Source organism: Patescibacteria group bacterium (genome assembly GCA_041665345.1).
GTDB lineage: Bacteria > Patescibacteriota > Patescibacteriia > PEXW01 > PEXW01 > JBAYJA01.
This window is the reverse complement of sequence record JBAYJA010000002.1, coordinates 1-15,162: the sequence shown is the minus strand read 5'-3', so window position 1 is coordinate 15,162 and position 15,162 is coordinate 1. Positions and strand designations below refer to the sequence as shown.

General features: G+C 52.0%; 10 protein-coding genes. 5 read left to right on the top strand and 5 right to left on the bottom strand.

Annotated elements, in window-relative coordinates; translation table 11 throughout:
* Nucleotides 1-5 precede the first annotated feature (5 nt).
* From pilM to WCV85_03675, 4 genes are all read right to left on the bottom strand, one after another.
* A complete protein-coding gene (gene pilM / locus WCV85_03690; protein MFA6473956.1) occupies nt 6-1,130 on the bottom strand; it encodes a pilus assembly protein PilM in 1,125 nt (374 codons plus the stop codon).
* Nucleotides 1,131-1,141: 11 nt separating this feature from the next.
* Nucleotides 1,142-4,948, bottom strand: a complete 3,807-nt coding sequence (locus tag WCV85_03685) for a hypothetical protein (protein MFA6473955.1) — start codon at nt 4,946-4,948, stop codon at nt 1,142-1,144.
* A gap of 97 nt (nt 4,949-5,045) precedes the next feature.
* Nucleotides 5,046-6,428, bottom strand: coding sequence for an Ig-like domain-containing protein (locus tag WCV85_03680; protein MFA6473954.1), 1,383 nt, complete (start codon nt 6,426-6,428; stop codon nt 5,046-5,048).
* 1 nt (nt 6,429) lies between these two features.
* On the bottom strand, nt 6,430-7,806 hold the full coding sequence (locus WCV85_03675; protein ID MFA6473953.1) for an Ig-like domain-containing protein: 1,377 nt from the start codon (nt 7,804-7,806) through the stop codon (nt 6,430-6,432).
* Nucleotides 7,807-7,887: 81 nt separating this feature from the next.
* Between WCV85_03675 and WCV85_03670 the strand changes: the two genes are divergently transcribed.
* The 5 genes from WCV85_03670 to WCV85_03650 all read left to right on the top strand — a co-directional run bounded on the left by WCV85_03670 (nt 7,888) and on the right by WCV85_03650 (nt 13,943).
* Nucleotides 7,888-8,376, top strand: coding sequence for a hypothetical protein (locus tag WCV85_03670; GenBank protein ID MFA6473952.1), 489 nt, complete (start codon nt 7,888-7,890; stop codon nt 8,374-8,376).
* Nucleotides 8,377-8,394: 18 nt separating this feature from the next.
* Nucleotides 8,395-8,958, top strand: coding sequence for a LemA family protein (locus tag WCV85_03665; protein MFA6473951.1), 564 nt, complete (start codon nt 8,395-8,397; stop codon nt 8,956-8,958).
* 234 nt (nt 8,959-9,192) lie between these two features.
* Nucleotides 9,193-10,089, top strand: a complete 897-nt coding sequence (locus tag WCV85_03660) for a M48 family metallopeptidase (protein ID MFA6473950.1) — start codon at nt 9,193-9,195, stop codon at nt 10,087-10,089.
* 697 nt (nt 10,090-10,786) lie between these two features.
* Nucleotides 10,787-13,285: an ATP-dependent Clp protease ATP-binding subunit gene (locus tag WCV85_03655; protein MFA6473949.1), complete on the top strand. Its 2,499-nt coding sequence runs from the start codon at nt 10,787-10,789 to the stop codon at nt 13,283-13,285.
* 4 nt (nt 13,286-13,289) lie between these two features.
* Nucleotides 13,290-13,943: a hypothetical protein gene (locus WCV85_03650; GenBank protein ID MFA6473948.1), complete on the top strand. Its 654-nt coding sequence runs from the start codon at nt 13,290-13,292 to the stop codon at nt 13,941-13,943.
* A 40-nt stretch (nt 13,944-13,983) separates the two neighbouring features.
* On the opposite strand, the gene WCV85_03645 is transcribed toward WCV85_03650, so the two are convergent.
* A partial coding sequence (locus WCV85_03645; GenBank protein ID MFA6473947.1) for a hypothetical protein occupies nt 13,984-15,162 on the bottom strand: 1,179 nt, incomplete at its 5' end.

The window sequence follows — 15,162 nt, the reverse complement described above, 5'->3', positions numbered from 1 at the left end:
AATACTTAGGTGCCAAGCTGACGAAGGGCAAGACCAACTGCCACCCCAAACCGCGGGCCAATTTCATTCCACACTGACTTGAGCTCCACTGGGTAAGACACCCGAGCCCACGGGTCACCAATGTACGCACGGAGGTTCAGCACTTTGGTGAAGTACTCTGGTAAATTGCCCAGGAAGGCAGAGCCGCCCGCGAGCACAATTTTCTCAATCCCCCGCCCAGTCCCCTGGTTCTGGTAGAGGTTCAGCACGTACCGAATTTCATTGGTAATAGAATTCACCACGAACTCAATGGCTTTGGGGATGTTACTCTGACTGGCACCTTCCGCCACAATGAAGAAGTCACGCTTAAACTGCTCAGCGCGTTCTTTGCTTACGCGCAGGGTGCTGGCAATGGTTTTGGTAATCGTATCCCCACCCACGTCAATGGACCGGGTGAGCATGGGAATCCCCTCGCTGAAAACCACAATGTCCGTGGCCACTGCACCAATGTCCACAATCATAATGGGCGCTTTGTCATGCCCAATGAGGGAACGTTCCATGGCAAACGCCTCGGTTTCCAAAGCCACGAGCTGGAGGTCAGCCATTTTGAATATGTCCATGTACCGCCGCACCAAATTCTTGGGTGCCGCCGTCAGCAACACTTTCATATCCTTTTGCGGACCTGCCCCTGGCGCTGGGTTTGAGCCTGCAGCTCCTTTGGCTGGCGCCGCTTGGTTCGCTGCGGTCATCTTGGCCGCCAGCGTATCCTCCCGCAGCACTTCCCAGTCCAAAATCGTCTCTTCCAGCGGCATGGGCACGAACTTCTTGGCTTCCCACTTCACCGCGGACATCAGCTCCTTCTTGGACATCTGGGGCAGGGAAATGATGGAACTAAACACCGTAAAACTTGGCAACGCGGTCACCGCCTGCTTGGACGTAATTTTTGCTGCACTGGTTACCTGCTTAATGGCTTGAGCTATGGCGCGCATTTCTTCGGCCGGGCTGCTCTTCAGCAAATCGCTCCGCCGCTCTGCAAACCCATAGGTCACCAAAGTTGGCCGTGCATTCACAGCCTTCAGTTCCACCACCTTAATGGAGGAACCGCCAATGTCCACACCGAGGTAACTTTGCTTGTTCTGAAAGAGGGGCATGGGGGAATTTTTTACTGATTAACTCGGGTAATCCTAGGTAAGGCTTTCGTCAGGTCTTCCAGCCCTGGTGGCGGATTGAGTAAGAGGTTGGAATCAAAGGTAACTTGCTCACCTGGCGAGGCCAATTTTTGGTCGCCTGTCCGTTCAAAATTGAACTGGCGAGCAAAGAGCAGGCCCAAAATTTTCAACGGATTGCACTTCTTACTTGTTGGGTCGCAGAGCGCATCATCGCTTCCAGTACTGAATTGCCCACGCCCAGCTGGGTCTGTTGGGACCAATGCGCTGTCTTTCCCTAAGACCACGAATGCCCCGGCAACCTGCGTGACCGCGGGATCAATGGTCACATCACCACGAACAATGAAGGCAATCGTTGGAATTTCTCGAACACTTCCGGGATTGACTGGCGGAATACTGAAGATATTATACTGAATATTTAGGTCTCCGTCTACCACAATGGTAGCAGTATCTGCATGGTTGTCCCCACTTACCGGATTTGGCAGCTTCCAAGCCCAACGAACTCGTTCACCTGCCGAATGCGATTTCGGGGTGGTGAGACTAGCAACACCGGTAATTGTTGTGCCTGTTGGTGCGTCTGTATACGAATAGTACTCTTGGTGCGCACCTCCCGGGTCAATAACCAGGTAGCCCTGTTCTGGAAAATTTACCGCACTGCCTACGGTCATGGTTCCAGCTGCAAGGTTGCTGTAGGTTGTTTCTGCAATTTTTGTTGGATCGGTTCGATTTGGGAGCATACTCAAATCACCTTGAACGTGAATAACTTGATTGCGTAGAGTATTTAAGGGTATACCGGGTGGCGACCAGCCAAGCATGGTACCGCCAGCCGGTATATAGCCGGCCAAATCTGCCAGCTTCCACTCGTGTGTTCCAACAAGCGCTTGATCAGTTTTATACAGCTGATTCCCAAGCCGATTGTCCTTATTCTGTTTCACATGACTGGGTACATGATTACCATCATCATCCGGCGTTCCCACAAAGGTGGTCAGCGCCCCCACATCAACCTTCCCCAAGGCATTGCGGAATGTGGTGGAATCTGGATTGACGGTTGGAAAGGTGATGCCAGATGCTGAATTTTCCCGACTGACAAAAGGATCTAAGACTCCAGCTGTGGTTGAATGCAGAAGTTTATATGGGAGACCTGTCACTGGATTCGTCAGCGTTTGAATATAAGGAATTGCGCTACTCGCAAAACCACCGGTCTGCCCCGTGCCTGGGACAGTGAGCTGCGTGATCGTACCCCCGGCCTCAATCCGGTACGTTGCGGTATAGCACTGCTCCGTACCCGCTGCACCGCAGCTCTTCAACGGCTGTCTGTCCGCATCCTGCGGATTAGGTAAGACAATATCATCTTGCGCGTAAATATTCCCAAACAGGGTTTCCAGCCACGCAAAACCTGCAAACAGCGTAGGCCGGAAGTGAATCCAGCCATACTCCGTGCTCCACGCCCAACCGGAAACCTCATACCGGCTGCCAGTCCAGTAACCGTCGACGCCGTATCCTTGATTCGTAACATTTGAAACTACGGTATTTTGAAGATAGCTCTTCTGTGGGCGATCCTGAGAAATAATGGTTAGCGTGTTTGCAGCGCAACCACTAAAACCAAAAATTTCTGCCCCGACCATCCCAAGGCCTGGATTTGTCGCAAAATTTGCACAGCTGGCAACAGAAATTGTCGCCGCACCAGCAACGTATCCTCCAACGGCGGAAATGGTTGTTTGTCTTGCGGGATCAAGCCAGTAACCATGCATCCGAACCCATCCGCCATCCTTGCTCTGGCAAACACCACTGGAAAAACTGCATAAATTCAAGAAACGACCCCAACCGTGAATTTTTTGGGTGGATGGAACGTATTTTGCGATTGGATGTGTCGATACTGAAAGCAGATTGTAATCTTGGCCAGGTGGGTTCCCATTGGGGTTTGCAGCGCTCACGCTATAGGAACGATCAAAGGTAAACCATCCAGCATTGGATGACCAGGCAAAACCACTGAGTGGATAGCCGTACGGATTAAAAGTGACACCGGAAACACCAGACGTTCTTTCACTTGGAGTGCTATCAAGTGGGGGGACGGCTACAAGAGTTCCATACGGATTGGTACAAACTGTTGGCGGCAATCCTTCGTTGGCACAGTTTAATGAGAGCCACCCGAAGTTAGATGACCAACCCCAACCAAATAAATTTCCACCACTATTGGCTGAAAAATTTACTTTGTGCTGTGCTGGAGCTTCAGCCCAAGCAACGGGTGGGAGACCTGAATTTATGGAAAAAGTCGGAGTGGAGGTATTGGGACCATATGCTGGAGTCGCGGGAGATTGAGCATAGGTTGTTGGATTTGGGCTCGCTGCCAATATTTGTGTCCAGGTATTAACCGGATCTTCTTTAAAAATAACCAGTCGATTCGTGCCACCACGGCGTACAGCAATGTACCCCTTATCCTGGTGAAACCCCGCCTGGGGTGCGTAATACTGATTTGTGCTATCAATAGCAACCTCACTACCGCATACAGCGCTGGGTGTTGCGCCCGCTGTGAGAGTACAACTTTTTACCCGAAGTTTTCCGTCTTCGTATACTGTCGGCGTTGCGCTACTTGTCCCCCCTTCGTAGGTGAGCAAAATGCGAGATGTTGTAGCTGTAGTACTTGGCAAATACCCAACTGAATAATCAAACGAATATGTATTGTTCGCATTGCCATTTCCATTACAGTCAAAAGCTATCTCCTGGTAGGGGTAGACTGTTGCTAAGCTAATACCAGTGGACCATGCTGCGGGGTTTGTAGAATCTTTTAGGATATAAGTTTGTATTCCTTCTGGTGCAGTTGTGGTTGACCCACAAATGCCGCCCTGGTTCCCGGTAGTTTTATGTTTCCCCATAATCACTGCTATGGATTTCGTTGTTCCTTGGCCAACGGGCACAAAAGCGAAACGCGACATTGGACCAGTAACTGTTAGTGAACCAGCTGGATCACCAATGTACCCCGAGGGAGAACCAAAAACCTGACCTACTGGTGTCCATGACACTGTAACACTCGAGTCAAAAACACCTGGGTCATTCTCGGTGTAAATCAACCAGTAGTAAAAACCATAGGGTAATGGCGGAGCCCAGGGCAGACCCGTCCCTCGTAAACCAATGACTGCCCACACGCGTTCTTTCCCGTTCACACTCTGTACACCAACAGCGGTGGGACTAGCATCAACAATAGTGTTTGAAGGAGGGCCAGAGTTTAACAACGGCGCATGGCCATAGGTTCCAAAACGCCACCCCCCAGCTCCGTCCCAAATTAATTTCCGAATTGTCGTTTTTGGGTAAGTGCTAGTTGCCCCAGTTTTTGCTGTTACATATCCGACCCATATGTCATACCCGTTTGGGTCAACGAAAAGCGAATACGAAAAGTAATTCGAATCATCAACAAGATCCAAGGTTAATGTACTTCCTCGAATTGCTTGACCCCAAGTTAACCCAGCGTCATAACTTACACGAAATTCAAGTACACCATTAGTAGTTGAGTACGGTTGGGCGTTATCATAGCGAACCACTCCCGCAACTAGGTAATCAGCGCCGTTCGGTCGAACATGTACAATTCTTTGGGTTGATTGATTTTCCCCTCGCCAGGCACCCTGGGGAAACCAGCCCATGCCCTCTTGTGCCCCATACTGCGTACCTTGCTGTGTAATCGTTGTAGGAACCGTCAGTCCGGCATGGGTGTCCCCCACCCGCAACCCAAAAACGCCGAGGATGCTGAGCACCCCAGCGCAGATCAGCGAGAGGAAAACGGCACGTATCCCGGAAAAGGGAAGCTGCATTGCTTGGTATCCTAGGGTTGGTTTCTGCTCTTGGAAGTAGAACTATTCTACCACAAAATTTGCAAAAAAGCAAATGCTTTTCCACTCACAAAGTTCTCTAACTACAGATTGGGGTATGTGCGGCGCAACTATCAGAACTGGAAATGCACATGGTTGTGCCATTGCAGACCAAGAAGTCACAGCAGACTGGCGTCCCGCCACTGCAAATGAGGCTTCCGCAGGCAACGCCAGCACCATTCACAATTTGCACATTCACTGCCGGCGTGGTCGTCATATTCCCTGCATTGTCTGAGGCGCGAACGGAAACGGCATGCTGGCCATCAGAGTATTTGGTGGTGTCCCAACTGAGTGAAAACGGCGACGCACCGGTATACGTCACAGCTGGTGAAGTTGGCGCTCCGTCAATGAAGAGTTCGACTTGTTTGAAACCCGAGCCACCCGAATCCGCATGCGTGCCGGTTACCGCGAAATTCACACCGGAAACATTTTGGCCATTCGTGGGCGCGGTCATGGTGACGGTTGGCGGGGTAACATCGGCATTGCTGCAATCCGTGGCCTCTAACTTATACGCAAATGTTACTTTCATCATCACTGGCGTTGCACTGGGATTGCGAACGAAAAGGCTGCCCGTAAAATTTGCCCCGGTACATTCTGTAAAGAGCAAATTCGTTGGCGCAGCTGCGGGGTTAGGGACAAGCGGTAACCACGTTCGGGTGCCAGTGACCGCGTACACCGCCTGGTACCAAAGTGGCCGGTACGAACCCACTGAGCCAGATGCCGGACTGCCGATAATCTCTGTAGCCGAAAATGTTCGGGATGCGTTACCAAGAATACTTGCGGTGAGCGTGACTGTTTTATTATCTCCAGTTGAGACTGGCTGACCATTCACTGTCAGTGCTCCAGTAACCGCCAAGTTACCATTCGCGAGCGTGAGGTTGCCACGCTGTAAGAGGACGTTGCTGGGTTTTGTGGTAGAGCCAATAAGCACCTTCCCTTCAAAAAAAGCAGCATTCCCAGAAACCGAATAGGAGTACAGTGCATTCCCATTAATGGAACTTGCGGTTAACCCACCGGCTGCCGCTAAGCCATTCGCCGCTAAAGCAGCTGTTCCACTAGACTTTGCGATAATCGCATTAACGTCACTACTTTCCACGTCAATTGCCGTTCCTGCCAACGCTGCACGGGTAATCCCGGCATTGGCCTGACCCAAAACCAACCCACCCCGCAAGGTGAGGTTCTGGGGGGTGCTTGCCTCCCCCACTTGCAACGGGGTTTTGATTATTTGATTCGTCGAGATCGGATTCAACGCCGAGAAAATGGGCGTTTCTTTGTTGCACAGCGCCGGGTCAATCTTCGGGTCGCACTCGGGGTCATTAAAGGTTTGGGCAAAGACAATGGGCAATGCAAACAACGTGGCCAAGCCGGCACCAAGAATGGACCAGAGCAAGGGTTTCACAGGAATGGAAACGATTTTTTGCATACTATGTCTCACCAGGACCGCCTCCGCCACAAGTGTGTGAGAGGTTTGGATCCCAGCACCGATAATCTGTAGGGCCAGTGCACCCAAAGTAGATGCAGGAGGTAATACCTGTACAGGCAGGGCTACAAAGTGCATTCGTGTGTGAAACTTCTATTGGCAAAGAAGTGGCCTTATTCCCTGCATTATCTGTTGCCCGACCAGAAACAGTAATATTTGGAGGGCTGAAAGGATAGTTAGTGAAGTCATGTGAGAAAGTACCGCTCGTTGTGCTCGTAGCCACTACATTACCATTGATCAACAACTCGTACAGTTGGATAGGGTTGGAAACCACGTCACTCGCGGTGATGGTGATTGATGTAGCTCCAGTGACGGGTGTGCCGCTGATTGGGGAGCTGATTGACACTGTTGGTGGGGTAACGTCAGGGTTCCCGCACGGTACTGGATCTGTTTGGTAGGTCACCATAACCCGAACGGAGATTGCTTGCCCAGAATTATTAGTCACCTTCAGCGAACCAGAAAATGCGCTGGCACTACACTCGGTATACAGCGATGCAACGAGTGCGCTTGCGGGTGCCCAGGTTCGATTTGTTGCGTAAGCCGCGGCAGTGCTCGTTGAAAAAACTTGGTACGAAACCAGCCGAAATGACGCTGAGCTGCCAACAATCTGCGAACCGGTAAACGTCGTATTCGTACCAGCTGCAGCAGCTAAACTTGCATACAACACTGTATGCCGCGTTTCACCAACCGCCACTGGTTGGCCATTAACCGTCAAACCACCGGTAATGCCAACGCCACCTAAAATGGACGCCCCGCTGGTGGAATGAAGTCGTCCGCCGGAGATAGTATTACTGGCCGTAATTCCGCCATTTGGAAGGCGCAAGCTACCAGCATTCGTGAGTGACCCAATATCAACATTCCCTTGAAAGTACCCAGCTAACCCAGAGCCAGTTGCAATTGCGCGTATTGCATTTCCGTTCACTGAGGTTGCCCATAAACCCGTAGCGCTGCCAGTCCCATTCGCCTGCATCGCAGAATGTACACCACTGCTCGTATTTGCAACAATGGTAAAATTATCTGTGGTTGTGACATTAATTGGCATACCGGCATAACCCACTGCAGTTTGGAGTTGTTTCCCAGTTTGCAAGGCTAGATTTCCGTTCAAATTTAAATCACTAGAAATTGTCTGTGTCGAACTAGAAGAACCGAGCAACGGGGCATTGGGATTGCAGGCTTCACCTGGATTGCACGTCGGCTCAGTGAAAGGTGTGGTTTGCGCTTTCAACATCTGGATTCCGGCACCGGCAAAAATACCCACCACAAGCAAAGACACGCCAAGCAGCCAGGGGTGGGCAATTTTTTGGAAAACCTGTGTTTGCATGGGGTTTGCTACGTAGAGCGAAGAACGGTATACTGAGTATACCAGAAAAGAAGCAGTTTGTCACCTGACCCAAAAATCCGTATGCCAGAAAATCAAACCCCTTCAGTGTGGTCCACCATGAGCCCAGCACGGAAATCAGCGCTGGCCACCACGGTGATGACCCTCTTCCTCATCCTTTTCACCTTTGGGGGGTACTGGTACGGCAAGAACACCGTGCTGCCCACGGCTGAAACCATAGCGGAGGACACGAATGCAAACACGGTAGCAAACAGCACATCGCAACCAAACGTCAACCAAGTCACCCTCAGCGGCAAGTTGGCCTCCATGAGTGACACAGGCTTGGAGGTGAAGCTGACTGGCACCGACCAGGAGGCGAACCAACGCACTGAGCTGACAAGTACGACGACCTATCGAAAACTCGATTTCCGTTCCATTCCAAAGAATGGCGTGGGTGACGGGGTAAAAATTGCAAAAACCGATCTGAAAACCGGTGACGAAGTGGTGATCGTCACGCTCAAAGAGGGCGCAACCTACAAAGCGGAAAAAGTGTACCTGGTTCTTTACCCCTAACCTTTACCCAATACATTTATGACCATTGTCTGGATTATCATTGCCCTCGCTGCCATCATTGTCTTGTGGTTGTGGGCTACGTACAATGGCTTAGTGAAACTCAAGAACCAGACGGAAGAAGCCTGGTCGGATATTGACGTGCAGCTGAAGCGCCGGTATGACCTGATTCCCAACCTGGTGAACACGGTGAAAGGCTACGCCACGCATGAGCAGCAGATTTTTGAGAACGTGACCAAAGCTCGCGCTGCAGCCATGGGTGCCCAGGGCTTTGCGGACAAGTCCAAAGCCGAGAACATGCTGACCGACACCCTGAAGTCCTTGTTCGCGGTGGCGGAAAATTACCCCAACCTGAAGGCCAACGAGAACTTTGCGAAGCTCCAGGATGAACTGTCTGACACGGAGAACAAGATCCAAGCCTCTCGCCGGTTCTACAACGGCAACGTGCGTGACCTGAACACGAAGATTGAAACCTTCCCCACCAACATGATTGCGTCCAGCTTTGGCTTTGCCAAACGGGAATTCTTTGAACTGGCGGAGGATGAGAAGGCCGCGGCGGGGAAGCCCGTGGAAGTGAAATTCTAGAGCTAACATTGAACGAAAAACCTAGCGCTCTGCAAAAGCAGGGCGCTTTTGTTTTTCTATTGTCATTGCGAACCTCGCAGCAACGAGGTGTGGCAATCCCGTACTACTACGGAACCAATCTGGTTCTTGATACTTCGGGATTGCCGCGGTCGTCCTGCAACAGGACTCCCTCGCAATGACAGAAAGAGGACGTTCGATGACAAGGAAAAACACTCATGTTACCCTTACCGTACTATGACTACATATTCTCTAATCAACACCAACAAACGTCGCAGCGTGTTTCTCATTGCAATTTTTATCATCATCATCCTGGCTTTGGGGTGGATCTTCAGCACGGCCTACCAAGCTGGTCCTGGGGTTTTGCTGCTGGCCATCCTCTTCTCCTTGGGCATGACCTTGGTGGGCTACTACTCTGGTGACAAGGTTGCGTTGTGGACTGCTGGCGCAGTGTCAGTGACCAAAGAGCAAAACCCATACCTGGTGCGCATGGTGGAAAACTTAGCCATCACTGCTGGCCTTCCCCTTCCCCGGGTGTACGTCATCCCCGACGAGATGATCAATGCGTTTGCTACCGGCCGAGATCCGCAGCACGCATCCATTGCCGTGACCGCCGGAGCAATTGAAAAACTGGAGAACGAAGAACTGGAAGGTGTGCTTGCCCACGAACTTTCGCACGTCGGGAACTACGACATTCGCTTCATGACCTTGGTGGCTGTCCTGGTGGGTATCATTGGTTTGCTCGCCCACTGGTTCCTCCGCTTCAACATTTTCGGCGGCCGACGCTCCAGCTCTGACCGCGGCGGAAACGCTGCAGGGATTTTGATGATCATTGGCTTGGTGCTGTCCATTCTGGCGCCCATAGCCGCCACGCTCATCCAGCTGGCGATCTCACGCAAGCGAGAATTTTTGGCTGACGCATCTGGCGTGCAACTCACCCGCTACCCAGAAGGCTTAGCCCGCGCTTTGGAAAAAATTGGCCAGCAAGACGGACGCTTAGCATCAGCGAGCAATGCCACGGCGCATCTCTTCATTGCCAACCCATTTGGCGCCATGCACGCACATGGGCTAAGTAAAATGTTCTCCACCCACCCGCCAATTGAGGAACGGATAGCGCAGCTGCGGAAAATATAGGGGAAGCTGTAAGCCGTAGGGCTGTAAGCTATAGAGATCTCTACTCTGTCATTGCGAGCTCCAGCTTGTCCGCCGAAGCCAAAGGCGGAGGAGGGCAGGAGCGTGGCAATCTTGCGGTAATACAGAACCAAGATGACTATCTGTGCTCTTTTTGCATTCTTGGTCTTTTGGACCAAGTCTACACATCAGGGTTACCTCCCCCCCCTCCCCCCTCCTTCGAAAGGAGGGGAGCAGTTTTTGGTTCATTACCGACTAAGGTCTGTTTGTACGTTTCCTCCCCTTCCAAAGGGGAGGTTAGGTGGGGTAACCCTTACCGGTCAAAGCCTGTATTACATGAACCAAGCTTTAAGCAAATCAAACCATTATTCTCAATCTTCCCCCTCTGCATTTCCGCCAGAGGCGGATCCGCCTCTGGCGGACGTATTTTCGTAGTATCTTTTCGTAATTCGTAACCCTCTTCGTAGTTGACAAAAGCTGTTTTTTGCGCTATACTATGTCTGTAGGGTAAGTTCAACTTACCTGAATACAAAAATAAAAAATTCTGAGCTCTTGATTTCGTTTTCGAGTATGAGCTCAAAAAAATATAGGTCTTTGGATAAAGACCGTTGGGACTGCTCTAGCGGTCTTTTCTCTTATCCCATTGTCGGAGAACCAGCTTTGACACAGTGAGCGTTCCATGGTACCGTACGACAACGGTATGCTACCGATTCTGAACAAATTCACCACGCACCTGAAGGAAGTTTTGCAAAAGGCAACCAACTTCGCTTCCGGAAACCGGGCCACGGAAATTGGACCTGAGCATTTGCTGTACGCGCTCATTCTCCAGAAGGGTGCCATTGCCTACGAGCTGCTGCAAAAAGCCGGGATGAACGTGGAAGCCATCCGAACTGCAATCCAACTGCGCGATGGCGGCACGGAAACGGACGTCAGCCCTGCAACCACAAACCGCAACCAACCTCTACTCTCCGCAGAGAGCAAAGATGCTATTCAGAAAGGCGCGATTGTGGCCGCGAAGCACCAGCACCGGTACATTGGGACCGAGCATTTGCTGTACGGCATTTTGAAATTGGAGAATACCTTTGTGACGCGCATGTGGCGTGAGCAAAAAGTTGACACGCAGGAGCTACGTAATCAAATTTCCATGGTGCTGCGCACCACCTCCAAGTTCCCAGACATTACCGAACTGTTTGAAAAAGCGGTGGGTGATGAAGACCGACCCGGCAAGCAGCAGTCCAAGACCCCGGCCTTGGATTTCTTTGCAACTGATCTGACGAATGACAAATTGCAAGAAAGCATTGACCCGGTCATTGGCCGCCAACCCGAGCTGGAACGCTTGGTGCACATTCTTTCCCGCCGCACCAAGAACAACCCTGTGCTGCTGGGCGATCCTGGCGTGGGCAAGACTGCCATTGTGGAAGGCTTGGCAAAGAAGATTGTCCTGGGTGATGTGCCAGAGACTTTGCTTGGCAAACGCATTCTTCGGCTGGATCTTTCCTTGGTGGTTGCCGGCACCATGTACCGGGGCGAATTTGAATCTCGTCTCAAGCAGCTAGTTGATGAAGTGAAAGCCGACGACGACATTATTGTCTTCATTGATGAAATCCACACCTTGATTGGTGCTGGCTCTGCTTCAGGTTCCATGGACGCGGCGAACATTCTGAAGCCTGCTCTGGCGCGCGGCGAAATTCGGGTGATTGGTGCAACGACGCTGGATGAGTACCGTAAGCACATTGAGAATGACGCGGCTTTGGAACGTCGCTTTCAGCCCATTGTGGTGGCTGAACCCGCCCCAGCGGAAACGATTAAAATTCTTGAAGGTCTGCGCGCCAACTACGAAACCTTCCACCACGTGACCATCACGGATGATGCCATCCAGGCGGCAGTGGAGCTTTCCGAGCGCTACGTCCAAGATAAATTCTTGCCCGACAAAGCCATTGACCTCATTGACGAAGCCGCGGCCAAAGTGAAAGTGAGCGCCACCAAAGGTGGTGAGCTGCGCAAACTCCGGCAACTGAAAAAAGAGCTGCAAACCTTGCGCCAGAACAAGCAGCGCGCGGCGTTGGAAGAGCGCTTCTCAGATGCCCTGGAACTGAAGGAAGCCGAGGACGAGCTGGAGGAAAAACTCCGTAAACTGCAACAGCCCAAGAAGGGTCAGCGCAAACGCCTGGGCACCATTACCCGGCAAGACATTGCCGATGTGGTGCACCGCATAACCAATGTCCCGCTGAAAGACTTGGTGAACGAGGAACGCGACCGGCTCCTCCACCTGGAAGAGAGCCTGCGCAAGTATGTGGTCGGCCAAGACGAAGCCGTGCACGCCATCAGCGATGCCATTCGCCGCTCCCGGGTGGGTCTGCGCAACCACAACCGGCCTATTGGCTCTTTCATTTTCATGGGTCCGTCCGGGGTAGGGAAAACCGAAATGGCCAAAGTCCTGGCCCGGGAAGTCTTTGAGGATGAGAACGCGCTCATTCGCATTGACATGTCTGAGTTTGGCGAGAGCTTCAACGTCTCCAAGCTCATTGGCGCACCAGCCGGCTATGTTGGGTACAAGGAAGGGAACAAGCTAACGGAACCCGTGCGCCGCAAACCCTACGCCGTGGTGCTGTTTGACGAAGTGGAAAAAGCGCACCCCGAAGTGTTCAACCTGCTTTTGCAAGTGCTGGAGGACGGGCAGCTGACGGATGCCACGGGCAAACAGGTGAACTTCAAGAACACCATTATCATTTTCACCAGCAACGTGGGCTTGGAAAGCCTGAACCAGAGTGCCCACGTGGGTTTTGAAACCGCCAGCAGCAATGCCAAGGTGAAAGCAGAAGCTGAGTTTGACCATATTAAACGGGAAGTGACCGGCCAGCTGCACGAACAATTCCGCCCAGAGTTCTTGAACCGCATTGATAAAATTATTGTCTTCCGCCCCTTGCAACCCGTGGACGTGAAGAAGATTGTATTGCTTCAGGTAGCGGAACTCCAGCGCCTGGCTGAAGCGCAAGGGTACAAACTGACTGCGACACCCGCCGCCGTGCAACGGATTGCCGAACTTGGCTTTTCTCCAGACCAGGGCGCCCGTGCCATTCGCAAAGTGGTACAGGATGAAATTGAGAATCCCCTGGCGCGCGCCTTGCTGGAAGGCAAATTCCCCAAAGGCTCCACCATTAAGGTGCACGCGGGGAAGGCAGGTTTCACGTTGAACTAGCTGTATGTCTGTTCTGTCGTTCCTCCGCCAGCACAGCCCTGCGGTGGGGCGTTTTGTGCTGGACGCACTGGCTCCGCTGCGCTGTGTGGGTTGTAACACTATTGACGACATTGCCTGTGCAGACTGCCTGGCGAAAGTGCAACCGCATGTCCAAAAAACTCTTGGACCTGCACCTTTGGAGTCCATCACCTCAGCTATGGATTTTGAAACCCCGCTGGTCCGCGACCTTATTCACGCCCTGAAGTACGAAGGCATCAAAGCCGCGGCAGAACCTTTGGCACAATGGTTAACTCCAGTTGTCCGGGCCATGCTGCAACCTGGGGATGTGCTGATCCCCGTCCCCCTCCATCGCCGGCGGCAACGCACCCGCGGCTACAATCAGAGCCAGCTCCTGGCAGACCGGGTGGGGCAAACATTGCGCGCACCGGTGTTACAAGGTGCCGTGCGCACGCGCCACACCAAACCCCAGGTGGAGTGCAATGGCGACGAGCGCCGCACCAACCTGGCGGACGCCTTTGAGGCACAACCGATCGATGCAAAGAGGATTATCCTCGTGGATGATGTCACCACGACTGGTTCAACGCTCCAGGAAGTAGCCCAAGCAATTCGGAAAACCACAAACCTCCCCATCCTCGGCGTGGCGGTGGGAAGAGGGTAAAAGAACAAAACGATTACACCGCTGGCGGGGGGGTAGAACCCTATCGTTGCCCTGAGAGATCAAGCCGCCTAAATAAACCGAAGGATTGCCTAAGCTCTTCTGCTGTTGGGTTTGCTTTGAAGTGCTGAGCTAGATTATGGATAGTTTGATTAAAAGGATAGAAGAGGTGACCGCAGCCAAAGTGAGGATTAAGGAATTCTGGCAGCGCCTGGCCCAGGAGCACTTTGTATACTTTCCCACCAAAAAAGCTTACCCTCGCATATTGTAAATTATTTTCCTGATAGAAGACGATAGTGTGGCCTACGTATCGACGTCCAGACTCCTTTTCATGGATTGTAATTGGCTCGTCAGATACCTCGACAATGACATCCTTTCGCTGAATAGCAGTGTCGCCTAAGATGAATCGTTTGATTCGGTCGAACCGTGTGTCATAGAGGATGGCCTGCCGACCTTCTTGGAGCGCACAACAGACAAAGTAGTTGAAAGCTACTTTCGCGATAAGGCGGCAAATATTCGGTGTAATAGTGACCTGCATCTGGACTTCAAATTGAGCATCCGGGTTGACCCCTACGGGAGCAAACTTTCGCTCTCGTTCTCGATACGTAACGCCAAAATCACCCAGTAAGACGATCGCCCGATCTAGCGCACCATCATCAGTCTGGGCATTGCCGCCAACAAACACCGCAATGTTGTCCCTTCCAGACATTCGGAGACGTTTCTTGACGCGATTAAAAGCTTCCAGTTTCGTACGCGACTGAGGAGCCTCATCTTTGAGACGTTGAAGCGCCTCCAGTGCAAAGACTTGGTAGCCGTGCTCGCCACCGTAATTTTTTATTTTCACCTGCGCCTTAGGATCGACGACAAACTTACCATCCTGCTGCTTAAGGAACGGGAAGATTTCGTCAAAGAAGTTGTCACCCATGCCGGAGAAAAACTCCATGGTGACATTGATACCACGGATACGGATGCTGTTGGCCCCAAGGAAGTTCAACATTTGCCCGGTGATGCCCTCCCAGGTGTCTTCTTTGAATTCGGTTTCGAGCGCACTGAAGACAACTGAGTTGCAGCGCTGGCAGACCAGGCCATCTGCACCTTGGAGTGTTGGATTGACCGGAGTAAACGTCCCCAAAAATTGAGGGATGACGTGCTCCTTATTAAAGGGTCCGGTTGATCCGCAGTAGATGCAGTGCATACATGCGTGAGCGAAAAGGTATGGCGG

Bases quoted from the DNA above. Each gene is read 5' to 3' on its own strand.
- pilM (MFA6473956.1), bottom strand. From the start codon at position 1,130: ATGCCCCTCTTTCAGAACAAGCAAAGTTACCTCGGTGTGGACATTGGC.
- WCV85_03685 (MFA6473955.1), bottom strand. From the start codon at position 4,948: ATGCAGCTTCCCTTTTCCGGGATACGTGCCGTTTTCCTCTCGCTGATC.
- WCV85_03680 (MFA6473954.1), bottom strand. From the start codon at position 6,428: ATGCAAAAAATCGTTTCCATTCCTGTGAAACCCTTGCTCTGGTCCATT.
- WCV85_03675 (MFA6473953.1), bottom strand. From the start codon at position 7,806: ATGCAAACACAGGTTTTCCAAAAAATTGCCCACCCCTGGCTGCTTGGC.
- WCV85_03670 (MFA6473952.1), top strand. From the start codon at position 7,888: ATGCCAGAAAATCAAACCCCTTCAGTGTGGTCCACCATGAGCCCAGCA.
- WCV85_03665 (MFA6473951.1), top strand. From the start codon at position 8,395: ATGACCATTGTCTGGATTATCATTGCCCTCGCTGCCATCATTGTCTTG.
- WCV85_03660 (MFA6473950.1), top strand. From the start codon at position 9,193: ATGACTACATATTCTCTAATCAACACCAACAAACGTCGCAGCGTGTTT.
- WCV85_03655 (MFA6473949.1), top strand. From the start codon at position 10,787: ATGCTACCGATTCTGAACAAATTCACCACGCACCTGAAGGAAGTTTTG.
- WCV85_03650 (MFA6473948.1), top strand. From the start codon at position 13,290: ATGTCTGTTCTGTCGTTCCTCCGCCAGCACAGCCCTGCGGTGGGGCGT.